This is a genomic window from Hominimerdicola alba (assembly GCF_900109655.1).
GTDB lineage: Bacteria > Bacillota > Clostridia > Oscillospirales > Ruminococcaceae > Hominimerdicola > Hominimerdicola alba_B.
In genome coordinates this window covers 120,904-138,246 of sequence record NZ_FOAT01000007.1, presented here as the reverse complement: position 1 = coordinate 138,246, position 17,343 = coordinate 120,904, and the positions used below count along the sequence as shown (strand labels likewise).

Annotated in this window: 16 protein-coding genes; 15 read left to right on the top strand and 1 reads right to left on the bottom strand. The window is 47.3% G+C overall.

Annotated elements, in window-relative coordinates; all coding sequences use genetic code 11:
- Nucleotides 1-93 precede the first annotated feature (93 nt).
- On the bottom strand, nt 94-948 hold the full coding sequence (locus BMY75_RS09745; RefSeq protein ID WP_074833219.1) for an AraC family transcriptional regulator: 855 nt from the start codon (nt 946-948) through the stop codon (nt 94-96).
- A 315-nt stretch (nt 949-1,263) separates the two neighbouring features.
- Between BMY75_RS09745 and BMY75_RS09740 the strand changes: the two genes are divergently transcribed.
- The 15 genes from BMY75_RS09740 to BMY75_RS09670 all read left to right on the top strand — a co-directional run bounded on the left by BMY75_RS09740 (nt 1,264) and on the right by BMY75_RS09670 (nt 17,297).
- The gene (locus BMY75_RS09740; protein ID WP_074833217.1) at nt 1,264-2,163 is read left to right on the top strand and encodes a hypothetical protein; all 900 of its coding nucleotides are present in this window, start codon (nt 1,264-1,266) and stop codon (nt 2,161-2,163) included.
- 46 nt (nt 2,164-2,209) lie between these two features.
- Nucleotides 2,210-4,285 carry a glycoside hydrolase family 3 C-terminal domain-containing protein gene (locus BMY75_RS09735; protein WP_074833215.1) on the top strand — a complete coding sequence of 692 codons (2,076 nt, stop codon included), beginning with the start codon at nt 2,210-2,212 and terminating at the stop codon, nt 4,283-4,285.
- Between the two features lie 314 nt (nt 4,286-4,599).
- Complete coding sequence (locus BMY75_RS09730; protein ID WP_139199777.1) at nt 4,600-5,157, top strand: hypothetical protein; 558 nt, start codon at nt 4,600-4,602, stop codon at nt 5,155-5,157.
- 1 nt (nt 5,158) lies between these two features.
- Entirely contained in the window at nt 5,159-5,362 is a 204-nt protein-coding gene (locus BMY75_RS09725; protein WP_074833211.1) for a helix-turn-helix transcriptional regulator, read from the top strand.
- Nucleotides 5,363-5,389: 27 nt separating this feature from the next.
- Entirely contained in the window at nt 5,390-6,277 is an 888-nt protein-coding gene (locus BMY75_RS09720; RefSeq protein WP_074833208.1) for a CPBP family intramembrane glutamic endopeptidase, read from the top strand.
- 26 nt (nt 6,278-6,303) lie between these two features.
- A complete protein-coding gene (locus tag BMY75_RS09715) occupies nt 6,304-7,020 on the top strand; it encodes a hypothetical protein (protein ID WP_074833205.1) in 717 nt (238 codons plus the stop codon).
- A 29-nt stretch (nt 7,021-7,049) separates the two neighbouring features.
- Nucleotides 7,050-7,892 carry a fumarate hydratase gene (locus tag BMY75_RS09710; RefSeq protein WP_074833202.1) on the top strand — a complete coding sequence of 281 codons (843 nt, stop codon included), beginning with the start codon at nt 7,050-7,052 and terminating at the stop codon, nt 7,890-7,892.
- A gap of 299 nt (nt 7,893-8,191) precedes the next feature.
- Nucleotides 8,192-8,887, top strand: coding sequence for a hypothetical protein (locus BMY75_RS09705; protein WP_074833199.1), 696 nt, complete (start codon nt 8,192-8,194; stop codon nt 8,885-8,887).
- A gap of 233 nt (nt 8,888-9,120) precedes the next feature.
- Nucleotides 9,121-9,387 carry a 30S ribosomal protein S15 gene (rpsO, locus tag BMY75_RS09700; protein ID WP_074833197.1) on the top strand — a complete coding sequence of 89 codons (267 nt, stop codon included), beginning with the start codon at nt 9,121-9,123 and terminating at the stop codon, nt 9,385-9,387.
- 186 nt (nt 9,388-9,573) lie between these two features.
- Nucleotides 9,574-11,691, top strand: coding sequence for a polyribonucleotide nucleotidyltransferase (locus tag BMY75_RS09695; protein ID WP_074833195.1), 2,118 nt, complete (start codon nt 9,574-9,576; stop codon nt 11,689-11,691).
- 222 nt (nt 11,692-11,913) lie between these two features.
- On the top strand, nt 11,914-12,702 hold the full coding sequence (locus tag BMY75_RS09690) for a zinc ribbon domain-containing protein (RefSeq protein WP_074833193.1): 789 nt from the start codon (nt 11,914-11,916) through the stop codon (nt 12,700-12,702).
- Nucleotides 12,703-12,714: 12 nt separating this feature from the next.
- Nucleotides 12,715-13,497: a zinc ribbon domain-containing protein gene (locus BMY75_RS09685; protein WP_074833190.1), complete on the top strand. Its 783-nt coding sequence runs from the start codon at nt 12,715-12,717 to the stop codon at nt 13,495-13,497.
- Nucleotides 13,498-13,586: 89 nt separating this feature from the next.
- On the top strand, nt 13,587-13,934 hold the full coding sequence (locus tag BMY75_RS09680) for a hypothetical protein (protein ID WP_074833188.1): 348 nt from the start codon (nt 13,587-13,589) through the stop codon (nt 13,932-13,934).
- On the top strand, nt 13,927-16,194 hold the full coding sequence (gene recD2 / locus BMY75_RS09675; RefSeq protein WP_074833185.1) for an SF1B family DNA helicase RecD2: 2,268 nt from the start codon (nt 13,927-13,929) through the stop codon (nt 16,192-16,194). The genes BMY75_RS09680 and recD2 overlap by 8 nt, the downstream gene beginning before the upstream one ends.
- Before the next feature lie 14 nt (nt 16,195-16,208).
- The gene (locus BMY75_RS09670) at nt 16,209-17,297 is read left to right on the top strand and encodes an O-acetyl-ADP-ribose deacetylase (RefSeq protein ID WP_074833183.1); all 1,089 of its coding nucleotides are present in this window, start codon (nt 16,209-16,211) and stop codon (nt 17,295-17,297) included.
- Nucleotides 17,298-17,343 lie beyond the last annotated feature (46 nt).

Here is a 17,343-nt window from a genome sequence, read left to right as displayed (position 1 = left end):
AACTATGACGCGGATAGATTCGCAGAAATAAGGAAAAAACGAGCGTGGACGATCAAACGTCCACGCTCGTTGTGTATATTTGCATGTTTTTACTCAATCCCCAGAAACATTCGTCAGCTTATACAGCTTCCTGAATTCCGTGGGTGTACAGCCCTTTATCTCCCTGAATACTCTGTTAAAGGTAGTCAGGCTGGAAAAACCTACCTGCATAGCCGCTTCTGTTACCGAGATATTCTCGTCAAGCAGCAGCATCTCCGCTGCCTTTATCCTTCTGTGGTTCAAAAAGCTGATGAATGTAGTTCGGCTGTATTTCTTGAATATTCGCGAAAAATGATACTTGCTGTAACCTGCCATTCTTGCCAGATCATCAAGTGTGATGTTGTACATATAGTTCTGCTCGATGTACTTGATGATGCTTCCGAATTTCTCCAGATATTTCTCATCGTCATACTTCACAGCGCTTATCTGATTTTCTTTGATCCTCGCCAGCAGTGTCAGCAGCTTGATGTAGATATACACTTCTGAAAGAACATCAAAATTGCTGTACAGCGTGTATACCTCTTTAATAAGGTTGCCCAGAGATATCCTGAGCTCTTCGTCGGATTCCTCGCCTATCATCACAGGCGATTTCAGCACCGAGTAAAGGTCGTATAACGCAGGATTCGAGCTTATGCTCCTGTTATCGAACAGCATGATGAGCCTGCGCCCCGACTGCGCTTTCATTGCGTGCAGTGTGCCCGCAGGTACTATCATTATATCCCGCTCGTGCAGTTCGTAAGTCTTACCGTCGCATATCATCGTATAACCGTTTGTCAGCGGCATCACTATCTCTATCGCATTGTGCCAGTGCGTAGGATATTCTTCGGTATCTACATTGTCGTAGATAAGCACACTTCGGTTCTCGATATAATCGACTGTCTCAAAATCCCCGTCCAGATGTACTATCATGATCGTTTCTACCCCCGTCTGATGTCGCGGCTTACTACCCATGCCGCGCAAAAATAACTCCACTTTATTACTATCTGATATTCCAAAATGACTTGTCTGCATTACACCTGACAGACAAATAATTGCTCTACCTTGTTACATATTATAACACAAACCTTTTGATTTTTCAATATATTCAACAGAGAATTCCGTAATTTATCACAATTTTTTTATATAAATAAGCAATATTTGTAACCGATAACGCAAGAATTGAGTTGCAAAAATCGGGCATACAGTGTATAATCAAAGAACAATATGCAAGCGGAGGTGCTTTTTATGAGCGTTAAGATATCTGAAAAAGAGTATAAAAGCTACGGTAAATGCGTGTTTATAGAGAATGAGTCCTGTGCTCTCGCTGTGACTGTTGAGTTCGGTCCGAGAGTTATTTACTTCGCGCTTAACGGCAAAGAAAATGTTATGCTGGAAGACGAAGAGGGCAGCTTCACTGTTGATGTTGAGGGGTACGGAACTTGGCGCAACAGAGGCGGTCACAGACTTTGGGTAGCTCCCGAGCTTATCCCCGAGACCTATAATCCCGATAATGACCCCGTTGCATACAAAGCAGACGGCGATACCGTAACATTCACACCCCCCGCTACGCCATTCGGCAAGCAGCTTGAAACTGTTATTACTCTCGATGCAAGCAAGCCGATAGTTACAGTTACACAGCGCATTAAGAATATCGGTGATAAGGAAGCTGATTTCGCACTGTGGTCCATAACAGGTCTTACCGCAGGCGGTACGGCTGTTATACCTATGTGTACCAGAAAATCGGGATATCTGCCTAACAGAGTTATGAGCCTCTGGGATTATTCCGATGTGAACGACCCACGCTTCAAGCTGACTAACGAGTATGTCCGCATCAGACAGGATAAGTTCATACAGGGCGCTTTCAAGGCAGGTTTCAATGTTGAGGACGGCTTTGCGGCTTACGCTGTTAACGAGCAGATATTCGTTAAGTGCTTCGGTGAGTATCAGTTTGTTGAATACCCCGATTATTCCTGTAATTTTGAAATGTATACAAACAGCAAATTCCTTGAATGTGAGATACTTGGCGAAAAGAGAAAGTATCAGCCCGGCGAGACTGCCGAGGTCACAGAGACATGGCATCTGCTGGATAACAAGGGAGATATAGAGCCTCAGCTGGATAAGATAAGAGCGGCTGTTGGCAAATGATCGGATGATCCGATATGATATGAAATGAAAGGTTAGGAGGAAGGTCATGAAAAAGTACCTTGATGAAACCCTCTCTGCGGAGGAAAGAGCAGAAGCGCTCACAGATGAGATGACTACGGAGGAGCAGGCATCTCAGCTGAGATATGATGCACCTGCCGTTCCGAGACTGGGAATACCCGCATACAACTGGTGGAACGAGGGCATACATGGTTTTGCACGCTCGGGCGTTGCTACAATGTTCCCACAGGCAATAGGTCTTGCAGCTATGTTCGATGACGAGCTGACAAAGAAGACCGCCGAGGTAACTTCTGAGGAAGTGAGAGCAAAATACAATGTCTACACTAAGGAGGAAGACCGTGATATATATAAGGGTCTTACTCTGTGGGCACCTAATATAAATATATTCCGTGATCCCCGCTGGGGCAGAGGTCACGAGACCTTTGGTGAGGATCCTTATCTCACCGCACGCAACGGCAAGGCTGTTGTAAGAGGTCTTCAGGGTGACGGCAAGGTCATGAAGGCTGCTGCCTGCGCAAAGCATTTCGCAGTACACAGCGGTCCTGAGGCTATACGTCATTCCTTTGATGCAAAGGCAAACGCTAAGGATATGGAGGAGACCTATCTCCCCGCATTTGAGGCACTGGTAAAGGAAGCAAAGGTAGAGAGCGTTATGGGCGCGTACAACCGTGTAAACGGCGAGCCTGCCTGCGCAAGTGACTACCTGATGGCAAAGCTGAAGGAATGGGGCTTTGACGGCTATTTCGTTTCTGACTGCTGGGCTATCCGCGATTTCCACGAGAACCACATGGTAACAGCAAATGCCATCGAATCAACCGCTATGGCACTGAAAGCAGGCTGCGACGTTAACTGCGGCTGTACTTATCAGAACCTTCTGGTCGCACTCGAAAAGGGTGCTGTGACTAAAGAGGATATCCGTACTGCCTGCGTACATCTGATGCGCACAAGAATGAGACTTGGTATGTTCGATAAGAAGACCGAGTTCGACGATATCCCCTATGATAAGGTTGCCTGCAAGGAACACAAGGCTATCTCTCTGGAGTGTGCTGAGAAGTCCCTTGTTATGCTGGAGAACAACGGCATACTGCCTATCGATGAAAACAAGTACAAGACTATCGCTGTGATCGGTCCCAATTCGGACAGCAGAACAGCGCTGGAGGGCAACTACAACGGTCTCTCCGACAGATATATCACATTCCTCAACGGCATACAGGACAGATTCAGCGGAAGAGTCATCTTTGCTGAGGGCTGTCACCTGTACAAGGACAGAGTTTCAAATCTGGCACAGGCAGGCGACCGCTATGCCGAGGCTGTTGCAGCAGCTAAATTCGCTGATATGACCATCCTTTGTCTGGGTCTTGACGCTACTATCGAGGGCGAAGAGGGCGATACAGGCAACGAGTTCTCCTCCGGCGACAAGAACGGTCTGACACTGCCTCCTCCCCAGAGAGAATTGGTAAAGAAGATAATGGCACTGGGCAAGCCTGTTGTAACTGTTGTATGCGCAGGTTCGGCTATAAATCCCGAAAGCAAGCCCGATGCACTGATACACGCATTCTATCCCGGTGAAATGGGCGGCAAGGCGCTGGCAGAAGTTCTCTTCGGTGACGTTTCACCCTCGGGCAAGCTGCCTGTAACATTCTACGAGGATACCGACAAGCTTCCCGAATTCACTGATTATTCCATGAAGGGCAGAACATACCGCTATACCACCGATAACGTGCTGTATCCTTTCGGCTACGGTCTTACCTACGGCGGCGTAAAGGTAACAAAGGTAGAATACAAGGACGGCAAGGCAGTTGTTACCGCAGAAAACAGCGGCAAGGCTACCGAGGACGTTATCCAGCTTTACATGAAGGACTACTGCGAGCACGCAGTACCCAATGTAAGCCTGTGCGGATTCAAGCGCGTTAAGCTGAATGAAGGCGAGACCTCTGTATTCGAGATAGAAGTGCCCGAAAAGGCATTCACTGCAGTTGACGATAACGGCGTGAGAAAGGTGTTCGGCAATAAGTTCAGACTGTTTGCAGGTACATCTCAGCCCGATGAACTCAGCGAAAAGCTGACAGGCATCAAGTGCGCAAGCGTTGATATAACCAAGTGAGGCGCACATAAACCAGCATTACTCTCTCTCATATATACCCATTAAACGCGGAAAGCTCTCTTTTGAGGGCTTTTTTGCGTATATAAACAGGCTGAAATGTTAGGCGATATGCACTATCGGCTGTCCGTTGTCCGTTCCTCTGCTGTGAGATGTTACAAAAGTGATAAATTTATCACATCAAGGATTGACAAATGCAATCCGGTGTGATATTATTGTCACATAAGGTGATGAATATATCACTTCTTGCGGAATATCAAAGCTTTGATAAAAAACAAAAAGACAGCAGAACAAAGGAGAAATACGGAGGCGTTATTATGCGCGACAATGACAAGATCAGACAACTGTACAAGGAGTATCAACGCAGAGATATTACACGCGCCGAAAGACGGGAAATGCTTGAAAAGATAGCCCGCGAGCGCTATAAGACCGACCCCAGAAAGCCCATAAGCGTCAAGGGACAGGCACTTGTAAACCTGCTGCTGGGTGTGGTCATGACGGTGATAGCTGTATCGGCAATGATATCAAGATCGATAGGCAGCATAAAACAGCAGACCCCGACTGTTCTGGCGGCGGCAGCAGTGTATGTCGTGCTGATGATGATCTCGTGCAGATACAAAAAAGAGCCCGGGGACGAACTCGCCAAGGAGCTTATGCTGAAAGCTACGGCATATTCGGCTGAGGGTCTGATAATCTTCACCATGGTCTTTGGCATGATAGTTCATATGGCGTGCAACCGCGCCCATAAAGCTAATGTGTGCATAACAGGAGAAATGGTCATGTGGTACGGCTACCTGATGATAGGTGCTTATTATGTGCTGAGGAATGCTTTCTATCTCTGGCTCGACAGAACTCCCGAAGCTGAGGAGGAATGATATGCCCGAACTTAAAACAAGAATAAAAGAACTCAGGGCTTCAAGGGATATGAAGCAGGGCGACCTTGCAGAACTTGTGGGCGTGAGAAGAGAAACTATCATCAGGCTTGAAAAAGGGCAGTACAACCCCTCTTTGAAGCTTGCTATGGACATAGCTGCAGTATTCGGCGTATCGGTAGAAGAGATATTCAGTTTTGAAGAATGACAGAATTAAATAGAAGGGACAATAATTATGGAAAAAGAATTTTTACAGGATAATATTCAGGAAAGCGATAATTTGCTGACTGCAAAAAGGGTGCTGATATCGGCGGGAATAATCCTCGGTTCAGTAGGGTGTTTTCTGCTTTCCTCGATAATTGGCAGCAAGATATGCAAATTTCTTGACATTTCAGGCTATAAAGCACAGTTCATATGCGCGCTGATAACGCTGGTGTTTTACTCCACTATACTTGCGCTTCTGCATAAAAAGAAAGTCCTGTACACAAAGGGCAACGGCTTTTTCGGCGGACTTATCACAGGCTTTTTCATGATCTACGGCAGTGTAACTTCTATATTAAATGCGCTGTTTCTGGAAACTTCTGACAATAAGGTGAAAATCGTCACACCAACAGGGCTGAATTTCGGTTCTGAACAGGTCTGGTGTATACTGGCTCTGCTGTTTGCGGCGGGCATATGCGAGGAACTGCTTTTCAGAGGGATAATTTTCAACGTGCTGAGAGACCTCTTCGGCAGAGACAGCACCAAAGGCACCATAGCCGCTATTTTCACATCGGGCGTGCTTTTTGGACTGTATCATTTATTGAACATTTTTGCGGGAGTAAGCATTGATGCCGTTATCCCTCAGGTGATATCCACCGCAGGCGTGGGCGTTTTCCTCGCCGCCGTATACGCAAGATGGGGAAATATCTGGATAACAGTTTTCCTGCACGCATTCATGGATATATGCGTTGTGCTTCCCTCAAGCATGAAAAACAACGCGGATATAGTTGAATCTATCAACACTACAATGTCAGATCCATCCAAGTACTTAGGCGTTATTATATATGTGGGAATTGCGATATATCTGCTGAGAAAAGAAAAGTTACCCCAGATGTTCACATACAGTGTATGTGACGACTGACCGCAGAGTAACGGAGGATATTTCCTATGGCTGAAAACTACCGCATACCAATGCATTTCAAGACAGGCTGTTACAGCTTTGGTGAGCTGAAAGACAGCGGCGGTGAATGTATCGAATTCGCCGTGTGTCCCTGCGATATGATGATGTACAATGTTCCCGCAAGTGGCTGTCGGGTGGAGCTTTACGAACTCAGCTGCGATACATTTGAGCGTCAGCTAAAAGTCACCTATGACGAAAATGGCGATATCAGGTTCGCTGAGCTTCATGACGGCGAAGAAATCAGGCTGCTGTATATCCATCTTCCTGATGAGAAAACAGCAGAAGCAGAAGTTCTGGATTTTGCCGAACAGACCGTGGAGATACTTTCGGCGGAGCTTGTTTCACGTCACGAAAAGGCTGCAAGGCTGTTCGTGGAATATCACAGAGATATGTGGACAGACTTAGCCGTGAAAATAGGCACACCCGAAGAAATGCAGGCGGCGTTGGAAAGTATCCCCGAAGAAAAACGGACGGAACGTCTGGCAGAATACGTAAAAAACAACAGCGGCGATTATCCGAATGCCAAGCGCATACCCTGGGACACCTACACTATCAGCATAATGATAATGTGTTCCCCTGCGGGTACGGGTCAGGAGCTTACGGATACAGCAATAGAAACAGTCATAAACGGTATAAGGCGCATGGCAGAACCTGCGCTGGAAAAGACCGAAGATTACAGATTCATCGCGGAAGAATACGATTGATATCGTCTGCGAAAACAGGAGGAGCTATTATGCGAGAGATCAATGTCAGTGAAGTAGAAGAGCTTATAAGAGAGCTTTGCATCAAGGCGAACCTTTATCTGCCCGAGGATATGGAGCAGTGCATAAAGGCGGGGGCTGCAAAGGAGAGCTCGCCTGTGGGCAAAAACGTGTTTGATGATATCATCAGCAATATAAACGTAGCCCGCGATGAGACTATACCGATATGCCAGGATACAGGCATGGCGGTAATATTCATGGAGGTAGGTCAGGACGTTCACTTTGTGGGCGGTTCGCTGAACGAGGCTGTGAACAAGGGCGTATCCCGCGGCTACATCGACGGCAGACTGCGCTGTTCCATAGTCAGCGACCCGCTGGAGAGAGTGAATACAGGTGACAACACACCTCCCGTGGTACACCTTAAAATAGTTGACGGTGACAAGGTGAACATCATGGTAGCGCCTAAGGGATTCGGCAGTGAGAATATGTCTCAGCTGAAGATGATGACACCCTCTGTTACAAGAGAAGAGATAGTTGACTGGGTAGTGGGCGTATGTGCGAAAGCAGGTTCTAATCCATGTCCACCCATAGTGATAGGTGTAGGCATCGGCGGCGATTTTGAAAAGTGCGCTTACCTTGCAAAGAAAGCCCTTTGCAGACCTGTAAGCGAGAGAAACCACAAGAAGCTGTATGCTGATCTCGAAGCGGAAATACTGGAAAAGATCAACAAGCTGGGCATAGGTCCTCAGGGCTTCGGCGGCACACAGACTTGCCTTGCTGTAAATATCGAGGAAGCACCCACACATATAGCAGGACTTCCTGTATCGGTGAATGTGGGCTGTCATGTAACAAGACACTCACAGGGGACGATATAAAGGCGTTGCAATATCAAGATGATCAGAGCGTGGACAATCAAACGTCCACGCTCTTTCTATCTGCGTAAACTATTGCCGCGCCTGAAATCGGCGGTGCGTCACAGCCGACGTAGTCGCTGTCTCTGCCCGAGAAACGAGGAGTGACCTTGTCCACCGATCATAATTCTGTGAAAATCTAACACCTCACTGCGCCAATATTTGTAAAAAATAACACCATAAAATCCTTTCTCTGAAACGTATATATAATGTCAGCGGTAGTACAACGCAGACTTGATGATAAGAATATCGGAGGAAAACCTATGAAAAAAATGATAATATTTGTGGTGGCTTTAATAGTATTGTGTATGTCCGAAATTACGGCATTTGCGCGCCAAAATGCAGACAATCTTTCGGTTGAGCTACACCATTTAACTAACGATGCATATTATATCGACCTGCTTGTGAAAATGGACAGCTCCGATGCTTATTATACGGATCTCAACCAAAACAATATGGAGCAGTTTGAACTTAACGCTGAGGAACTGAAAAATTATTCGGACGAAGATGGCTATATAAGTTTCTCGTGCCATTATAAAGATGTCTATACAGATATTGTTATAGATAAAATGAAATGGCGCGATACTATGATCTCGGTAAACTGCTTCACTATGGGTAAAGACCTTAGCCTTGATATTACCGAGATGAATGAAATATATGAGAAGAAAAGAATTTTCAAAATTGCAGTGCTTGATGAAAGGGGTCATATCATTCAGGTGTCCGAGCCTTTTGAAGCGCTGAATGATAAGAGCGGATATATCAGTGGTGAGATAAAGTATGATATATCTGACGACCAATTAACTGTTGACCGAAGCAGTGATGATAAACATTTTGTAACGGTATATAATTGGTATCTCCTGATCGGGTTGATTGTGTTTTTGGTGCTTTCGTTCGGCTTTCTGCTTCATAAAAGTTCAAAGCGGAGAATGGAAAAGCGAAATTCAAGGAAAATAAATTGATGCGCGTATAAGTTTCTGATAAAAGAAAGATTCGGAGTAATATGTAAAAATTCTGTGAACTCTCTTTACAAACAGCGGGATATATTGTATAATATATAAGTCATATTGTGCGTGGCAAGAACGCACAGGCATAAGTATCCCTGCATCAGAATACGGGTCACGCTTCGGTAAGAAGAAAGTACCTGCCGTATGCCGACGCAGAGGAAAATATTTTAAGAAAGAGGTACAAAATTATGCTGAGAAAAGACGAAAAGACAGCCGTAATCGAGGCTAACAGAACTCATGAGACCGACACAGGTTCCCCCGAGGTACAGATCGCTATCCTGACAAAGAGAATCAGCGACCTGACAGAACACCTGAAGGTCCACAAGAAGGATAACCACTCCAGAAGAGGTATGTACAAGATGATCGGTAAGAGAAGAAACCTTCTCAACTACCTGAAGAAGAACGACATCGAGAGATACAGAACTGTTATCGACAAGCTGGGTATCCGTAAGTAATCAAGTTAAGATCATCAAGGCAGAGGCGGTAATCCGTCACTGCCTTTTGGTGTTTTTAAAAACAGTAAAATTATGTTCGTGTGATGGTTTTTTAGCATTGATCGGAGAGTGTAAAAGTCGGGAATATGTGCACTCTGCGCTTTATGCTAAAGCCTTTGCCGAACAGTGTTAAGGAGGATAATTAATATGTTTGAGAACGCAAGGACTTTTGAAACTACTTATGCAGGCAGACCCGTCGTTGTTGAGACTGGCAAGACCTGCGGACTTGCCAACGGCTCCTGCTGGGTAAGATACGGCGAGACCGTTGTAATGGCTAACGTTACAGCTTCCAAGAAGCCCAGAGAGGGCGTTGACTTCTTCCCTCTTTCCGTTGATTTTGAGGAGAAGATGTATGCAGTAGGCCGTATCCCCGGCTCCTTCACCAAGAGAGAGGGCAAGGCAAGCGATAAGGCTATACTGACTTCAAGATGTGTTGACAGACCTATCAGACCTCTGTTCCCAAAGGATATGAGAAACGATGTAACTGTTGTTATGACAGTACTGGCAGTTGATCCCGATAACTCACCCGAGATCACAGGTATGATTGCTGCTGCTATCGCTATATCTATCTCCGATATCCCATGGAACGGACCTGTTGCTTCCATCAACGTAGGCTATGTTGATGGTGAACTGGTACTGAACCCCACTCTTGAGCAGAGAGCTAACAACAAGCTGAATCTGACAGTTGCAGGTTCTGCTGAGAAGATCGTTATGATCGAGGCAGGCGCTGAGGAGATACCCGATGATCTGATGCTGAAGGCTATCGAGACAGGTCACACTGAGATCAAGAAGATGGTAGAGTTCATCAAGGGCATCCAGAAGGAGATCGGCAAGCCTAAGTTCGAGTTCGAGTCTATGGAAGTTGACCACGACCTCTTCGACGAGATCGAGGCTATGGTAGGCGAGGACGTTAAGAAGGCTCTCGATACCGATGACAAGAACGTAAGAGATGCAAGAATGCAGCCTATATATGATGCAGTTCACGAGAAGTATGACGAGCAGTATCCCGATCAGGGCGCTATGCTCGAGGAAGTACTCTACAAGCTGCAGAAGAAGATCGTTAGAAACTGGCTCTATGAGGGCAAGCGTGTTGACGGCAGAGGCATCGACGAGATCAGACCGCTCGCTGCTGAAGTTGGCGTACTGCCCAGAGTTCACGGTTCAGGTATCTTCACCAGAGGTCAGACACAGGTAATGACTATCTGTACTCTCGGCCCTGTTTCCGACGCACAGAAGCTTGACGGTCTTGATGAAGAGACCAGCAAGAGATATATGCACCAGTACAACTTCCCCAGCTACTCTGTAGGTGAGACAAGACCTTCAAGAGGCCCCGGAAGACGTGAGATCGGTCACGGCGCACTGGCTGAGAGAGCTCTTGTTCCTGTACTGCCTTCCGTTGAGGAATTCCCCTACGCTATCAGATGCGTATCCGAGGTACTTTCTTCCAACGGTTCCACATCTCAGGGCTCTATCTGCGGTTCTACCCTGGCTCTGATGGACGCAGGCGTTCCCATCAAGGAACCCGTTGCAGGTATTTCCTGCGGTCTGATCACCAAGGAAGACGGCAGCTGGATGACAATGGTTGATATCCAGGGTCTTGAGGACTTCTACGGCGATATGGACTTCAAGGTTGGCGGTACCAAGAACGGTATCACTGCTATACAGGTAGATATCAAGGTCGATGGTCTGACTATGGATATCATCGCAAGCGCATTCGAGAAGACAAGAAAAGCAAGAATGTATATCCTTGATGAGATCATGCTCAAGGCTATCCCCGAGGTTAGACCTGAGGTAAGCAAGTGGGCTCCCAAGATGCTCTCCACCAAGGTTCCTGTTGATAAGATCAGAGAAGTTATCGGCTCCGGCGGAAAGGTCATCCAGAAGATCTCCGCTGAGTGCGATGTCAAGATCGATATCTCTGAGGACGGCAGCGTATTTGTCAGCGGTCTCGATAAGGAGAAGGCACAGGCTGCTATCAACATCATCAACACCATCGCAAATGATCCCGAGATCGGCGCTATCTACAAGGGCAAGGTCGTTCGTATCATGAACTTCGGCGCATTTGTTGAGATCGCTCCCGGCAAGGATGGTCTTGTACATATCTCCAAGCTGGACAAGTCCAGAGTTGAGAAGGTAGAGGACGTTGTATCCATCGGCGACGAGATCGTTGTAAAGGTAATGGAGATCGACGAGCAGGGCAGGATCAACCTTTCAAGAAAAGACGCTCTTGCAGATCTTGCTAAGAGAGCTGCCAACAAGGAATAATATTTATAGTAAAAAACATCAGATATTGCACCTTGCGAAGTTCGCAAAGCAGCAGTTTCAATGTCGGTAACTATATCAATAATGGCTTTATGCAGGACGTATCTACGGGTGCGCCCTGCATAGCTGTAATTATATGAAAATGAGTCGGGTTACGGGATATTCGCATAACAGAATATACATAAATGCGTAACAAAAAGATGAAAAGTAAAGGAGTAACAGAATATGAATTGTCCTATTTGCGGTGCGCCCCTGGGCGACTATGACAACGAGTGCAAAAACTGCGGTACCAGAAGATCGGAAATGGGACCTGCATATAACAACAATGCAGGCTATTCCCAGCAGAACAGCTACGGTTACGGCTACGGCGGTAACGGAATGAACGGATATGGCGGAAATACCATGAACGGCGGTTCGGGTTATGGGAATTACGGCATGAACTCGTCTTTCGGGAACAACAGTTATACCCGAACCCAAAAAAGCTCGCCGGATGTGCGCAAGCTTATATTGACTCTTGTGGCTGTGCTGGTCTTCCTGCTGACATTTTTTGTTTATCAGTATAACATGAATTCCGAGCATAAAGAAAGCTTCGGAGATATCAGCATTACTTTTCCGCAGAAACTGAAAGTGGAAACGAGCTCTGTGTTTGATAGTATAGATGCGGATGACTCACATATGTACTCGAACGGGAAAATGAGGTTTGCTTATATTAAAAAAAATACAAGTGCTTTAAACCTTGGAAAAGATAACAACGAGGCTTTATACAACTTGATTTTTACTCTTATGGACAGTGGCTTTGAAAAAAGCCTGAAAAATTATAAGAGAAAGGATCAGCTTGATAACCACCTCAGGTTCTACTGTGATGTAGATGGCGAAAATCATTTCTGCGACATGATGATCGATCTGAGGGATGATAATTGTTATATGTACATTGCATACTGCCGTACAGAAAACGAAAATAAGTATATAAGCAAATTCAAAAAGATGTATGATTCCATAGAATACAAAAACTAAGGGGGCGGAGTTATGGTTTGCAAGACCTGCGGAGCAGTCATAAATGACGGCGATAAGATATGCAATAACTGTGGTGATACCATAAGAGTTGACGTTGATAATAAAGTCAGCCTGAACAAGGGAATAACTCCACAGGATCAATTCAGGCAGAAAGCAGAGCAGTTCGGCGGTATAACCGTAAAGGAGAGGCGCGGAACTATCTTTGCGAGTATTGATCCGAAAATGATCAGTTGTATCCTGATAGCACTGGCACTTGCGATATTCACACTGGTGTTCTTTATATACGACAGAAAACGTACAACGATAAAGGTTGACGGCTTCGAGGCAACACTCCCGGCCTCCATGAGGGAGGTGGATGATTTTACCTTTGAAGTCCTGAGGTCTGAAAAATGCAGATCCTTTGCAAATACAGATATTGAATTCACCTATGTGATATATGATGTGACGACACTCATTCCCGAACTTGGCATGACTCCCGCTTCAAATGACGTTGATGCGCTGATGGAGTACTATGACGGCAAGGATAAGCTGGTAACGCTGAAAACGGATTTTGCCGATGGACTGGATGAAACATTCACCGAACAGCTTAAAGATTACGAGCTTATCGAAAATAAGAACGGCGTGCTCAAATTCACATATAATGATACTGCCATGACCAACAACTACGTTGAGATGCATATCGAGGTAGTTGACGAGAAAGTATATCAGTTCAGCGTGCTGTGTTCAAGCGAACGCAAGGACAAGATGAAAAATCAAATGGACGATATATATAAATCTCTGAAAATCGACAAGTGATGTTGTTAATGCCCTCGAGACCGCGGTTTGCGGGTCTTGGGGGCGTAACGTTTTAGGCTCGCGGGCATAGGATATATGGGGGTGAGCCTATGGCAGTAGTTGCGGTGATGATATTTCTGCTGACGGCGTTTTCGCTGGCGGTGCAGATGATATCAAGCAGAAAGAGAAAATGCCGCGCCGCGGTAGTTGTGCGGTATGGTGAAGATATATCTTGCGAAGAGGATATCCTCGGTATCATCAGGGACGAGGAAGCGGCAGGGGAGTACGGTAAAAAGGTGATACTTGTCAGCACTGACGGCAGATTCAGCCGACGTATACGGGAATTTGCCGCGGAGTATGGAATTATCCTTGCGGCGGCAGATGAGCTTGCAGATATCATCTGCGGGCAGAAAGATAAGCAGGTCAAGGCGGACACATGGGAGGTCAAAAATGAGTGAAGCGGAAAAGATAGAGGGCGAGGTAGACCGCGTTCAGTTCAAGAGCGATGACGGAAGCTTCTGTGTGATCGACGTAAACACGGGGGACGACCTGATAAAGGCTGTGGGTGAGCTTGGCAACATCGAAGAGGGCGAAAGCGTAATACTCACAGGTGAATACGTGAAGCACCGCACTTTCGGTAGGCAGTTCAAAGTTCAGATGTTCGAGAGAAGTTTGCCCACGGGGGAGGCTTCGATACTCAGGTATCTTGTCAGCGGTGCGCTGGATTCGGTGAATCCTGTTATGGCAAAAAGGCTGGTGGCGGCATTTGGCGGCAAGACACTTGAGATTATCGAGAACGAGCCCGAGAAGCTCACGGAAGTCAAGGGCATAGACCCCAAAAAAGCCGATGCGATACATGATGATTTCAAAAAGACCTTTGCGGCGCGTGCTCTGCTGGTCTACATGAGCAAGAACGGAGTTGCCACGAAATTCGGGGTGCGCGCCTGGAGAAAGCTGGGCAATGCGGCGGAAGGTCTGATAAAGTCAAACCCATACATACTCTGTACCGATGGTATCGAGCTCGCTTTTGCAAAGGCGGACGAGATAGCCGAAAGCGAGGCTATACCCCGCGACAGCGAGCAGAGGATAAGGGCGGGTATGGCTTTCGTGCTGAGAAGTGCGGCGCGTGAGGGCGGTCATACCTGTATCCCCATGGAAGTATTGAAGCGTGAAACTGTGCGCCTGCTGAATGTCAGCGGAGAGCTTTTCGACAAGGTGAAAGAAGTCGCTATATCGGAGCAGGATATATTCGAGCTGGATATCAGCGGCGTGAATTACGCCATGCTCCACTGCTATTACAAGGCTGAGGAGTATATCTCCCGCCGACTGGAAGTTATGCGCAGTATAACCCACGATAACAAGATAGACTACTCCGAGATAATCGACATGGAGGAGCAGGAGAGCGGCATCAAGTACGAGGAGAAGCAGAGAAAGGCGATAAATCTTGCCATATCCGAGGGCTTTCTTGTGCTGACGGGCGGTCCCGGCACAGGCAAGACCACTACCCTGAACGCCATAATCTCACTGTTTGAACAGCAGGGGCTTGATGTAATGATAGCCGCGCCCACAGGTCGTGCGGCAAAGCGCATAAGCGATATGACAGGATTTGAAGCCAAGACTATCCACCGTATGCTGGAAGTTATCCCGTCGGACGACGACAGAATGATGTTCGTACACGATGAGGACGACCTTCTGGATTGCGAGGTCATGGTGGTGGACGAGATGTCCATGGTGGACAGCGTGCTGTTTGAAGCGCTTCTGCGGGCACTGAGTGTTACTTGTAAACTGATACTCGTGGGGGACAGCGACCAGCTTCCGCCTGTGGGTCCCGGAAATGTATTGCAGGATATCATCGACAGCGGAGTTATGTCGGTGGTCAGGCTGACGGAAGTTTTCAGGCAGGCACAGGAATCAGACATAGTCATGAACGCCCACAGGATAGTTTCGGGAAATATGATAGATCTCAAAAAGCGGGATAGGGATTTTGTCTACCTGCGCCGCCCCGAAGCTGAGGATATCTACACAACTCTGGTGGAGCTTTGCAGTGACAGGCTGCCGAAGAAGTACGGCTTTTCCCCCATAAGGGATATTCAGGTGCTTTCCCCCACAAGACAGGGGCGCATCGGCACTCCCGAGCTGAACAAGATATTGCAGGAGGAGCTGAATCCTGCCGACAAGAAAAAGGACGAGCTGAAAACGCCTTACGCCATCTACCGCGTGGGTGACAAGGTCATGCAGACGAAGAACAACTACGAGATAAGCTGGACGAAAACTGACGGCGGAAAAGAGGAAAACGGAAAGGGTGTCTACAACGGCGATATCGGCATTGTGATAGGTGTCAGACCTTTGCTGAAGATAGTCACCATAGATTTTGACGGCAGGATAGCCGATTACAGCGGCGAAATGCTTGACGACCTTGAACTTGCCTACGCTGTCACGGTACATAAAAGCCAGGGCTCTGAGTACGATGCGGTGATACTCACACTTTATGACGGCATGGACAGCCTCTACTACCGAAATCTGCTGTACACCGCGGTCACAAGGGCGAAGAAACTGCTGGTGATACTGGGCACGGCCCAGAGGATAGGCTTCATGATAATGAATAACGGCAAGAACCGAAGATGCACCGCACTCAGGACGATGCTTATGCAGAGCGCCTACGGCGATGACCTAGGTCAGCTTTCGTTAGAGGATAACGGGGAAACGGAAAATCAGTAAACGGAGGGATAGTTATGCCATTTTGTCTGGTGCGTGCCGATATTACTAAGTTTTCGGCGGACGCGATAGTGAATGCAGCAAACAGCTCGCTGTTGGGCGGCGGGGGAGTTGACGGCGCGATACACCGCGCGGCGGGTCCCGAGCTTCTTGCGGAATGCAGGCTTCTCGGGGGCTGTGAGACAGGTCAGGCAAAGGCGACTAAGGGCTACGGTCTGGGCTGTAAGCATATTATCCACACGGTGGGTCCTGTCTGGGAGGACGGTGAACAGGGCGAGAGGGAACTTCTTCAAAGCTGTTACAGAAATTCTCTGGCGCTGGCTGAAAGTCTGGGCTGTAAAAGCATAGCTTTTCCGCTGATATCGGCGGGGGTGTACGGCTATCCAAAACGTGAAGCGATAGAGGTCGCCGAAAGCGAAGCGCGGAGATTCCTTGAAGACCACGAAATGGATATCACGCTGGTGATATTCGACAAGGACAGCTTTGAGATAAGCGCAGAGCGTTTTGAGGGCATAAGGCAGTTCATCGACGATGCCTACGCGAAGATCCGCGAGGACAAGGAGCGGGGACGACGTGAGATGATGGGAAATGCGGCTTGCTTCAATGCGCTCGCCGCGGCTGCCGCTGTGCTGAAAGACGAGGAAGCAAAGCCCAAAAAGAAAGGCTTGTTCGGTCGGGCGAAAAAGACAGAATCAGCTGTACCGAATTATGATGCCTGTGATGCCGCGGAAGAATGCGCGGCAGAGGACTATTTCTCGATGCGGGACGAATCTTTCTCACAGGCGCTTCTTAGGCTCATCGATGAACGTGGGATGACCGATGTTGAAGCCTACAAGCGGGCAAATATCGACCGCAAGCTGTTCTCAAAGATACGCAGTGATGTCCATTACAAGCCCAAAAAGCAGACTGCGGTGGCTTTCGCGGTGGCGCTGAAACTGGATATCCGCGAGACTGAGGATCTGCTTTCCAAGGCGGGATATGCACTGTCCAATTCATTGGACTTTGATCTGATAGTAAGGTATCACATCGTCCACGGCATATACGATATCTTCGAGATAAATGATGCGCTGTTCAGGTTTGACCAGACACTTCTTGGACAAAACTAATGGTGTACGTACAATTTTATACATGAAAAAGCAGCAGTACAAATTT

What these genes read in the sequence shown, in the direction of transcription:
- BMY75_RS09745 (WP_074833219.1), bottom strand. Translation starts at nt 948, where the DNA reads ATGATAGTACATCTGGACGGGGATTTTGAGACAGTCGATTATATCGAG.
- BMY75_RS09740 (WP_074833217.1), top strand. Translation starts at nt 1,264, where the DNA reads ATGAGCGTTAAGATATCTGAAAAAGAGTATAAAAGCTACGGTAAATGC.
- BMY75_RS09735 (WP_074833215.1), top strand. Translation starts at nt 2,210, where the DNA reads ATGAAAAAGTACCTTGATGAAACCCTCTCTGCGGAGGAAAGAGCAGAA.
- BMY75_RS09730 (WP_139199777.1), top strand. Translation starts at nt 4,600, where the DNA reads ATGCGCGACAATGACAAGATCAGACAACTGTACAAGGAGTATCAACGC.
- BMY75_RS09725 (WP_074833211.1), top strand. Translation starts at nt 5,159, where the DNA reads ATGCCCGAACTTAAAACAAGAATAAAAGAACTCAGGGCTTCAAGGGAT.
- BMY75_RS09720 (WP_074833208.1), top strand. Translation starts at nt 5,390, where the DNA reads ATGGAAAAAGAATTTTTACAGGATAATATTCAGGAAAGCGATAATTTG.
- BMY75_RS09715 (WP_074833205.1), top strand. Translation starts at nt 6,304, where the DNA reads ATGGCTGAAAACTACCGCATACCAATGCATTTCAAGACAGGCTGTTAC.
- BMY75_RS09710 (WP_074833202.1), top strand. Translation starts at nt 7,050, where the DNA reads ATGCGAGAGATCAATGTCAGTGAAGTAGAAGAGCTTATAAGAGAGCTT.
- BMY75_RS09705 (WP_074833199.1), top strand. Translation starts at nt 8,192, where the DNA reads ATGAAAAAAATGATAATATTTGTGGTGGCTTTAATAGTATTGTGTATG.
- rpsO (WP_074833197.1), top strand. Translation starts at nt 9,121, where the DNA reads ATGCTGAGAAAAGACGAAAAGACAGCCGTAATCGAGGCTAACAGAACT.
- BMY75_RS09695 (WP_074833195.1), top strand. Translation starts at nt 9,574, where the DNA reads ATGTTTGAGAACGCAAGGACTTTTGAAACTACTTATGCAGGCAGACCC.
- BMY75_RS09690 (WP_074833193.1), top strand. Translation starts at nt 11,914, where the DNA reads ATGAATTGTCCTATTTGCGGTGCGCCCCTGGGCGACTATGACAACGAG.
- BMY75_RS09685 (WP_074833190.1), top strand. Translation starts at nt 12,715, where the DNA reads ATGGTTTGCAAGACCTGCGGAGCAGTCATAAATGACGGCGATAAGATA.
- BMY75_RS09680 (WP_074833188.1), top strand. Translation starts at nt 13,587, where the DNA reads ATGGCAGTAGTTGCGGTGATGATATTTCTGCTGACGGCGTTTTCGCTG.
- recD2 (WP_074833185.1), top strand. Translation starts at nt 13,927, where the DNA reads ATGAGTGAAGCGGAAAAGATAGAGGGCGAGGTAGACCGCGTTCAGTTC.
- BMY75_RS09670 (WP_074833183.1), top strand. Translation starts at nt 16,209, where the DNA reads ATGCCATTTTGTCTGGTGCGTGCCGATATTACTAAGTTTTCGGCGGAC.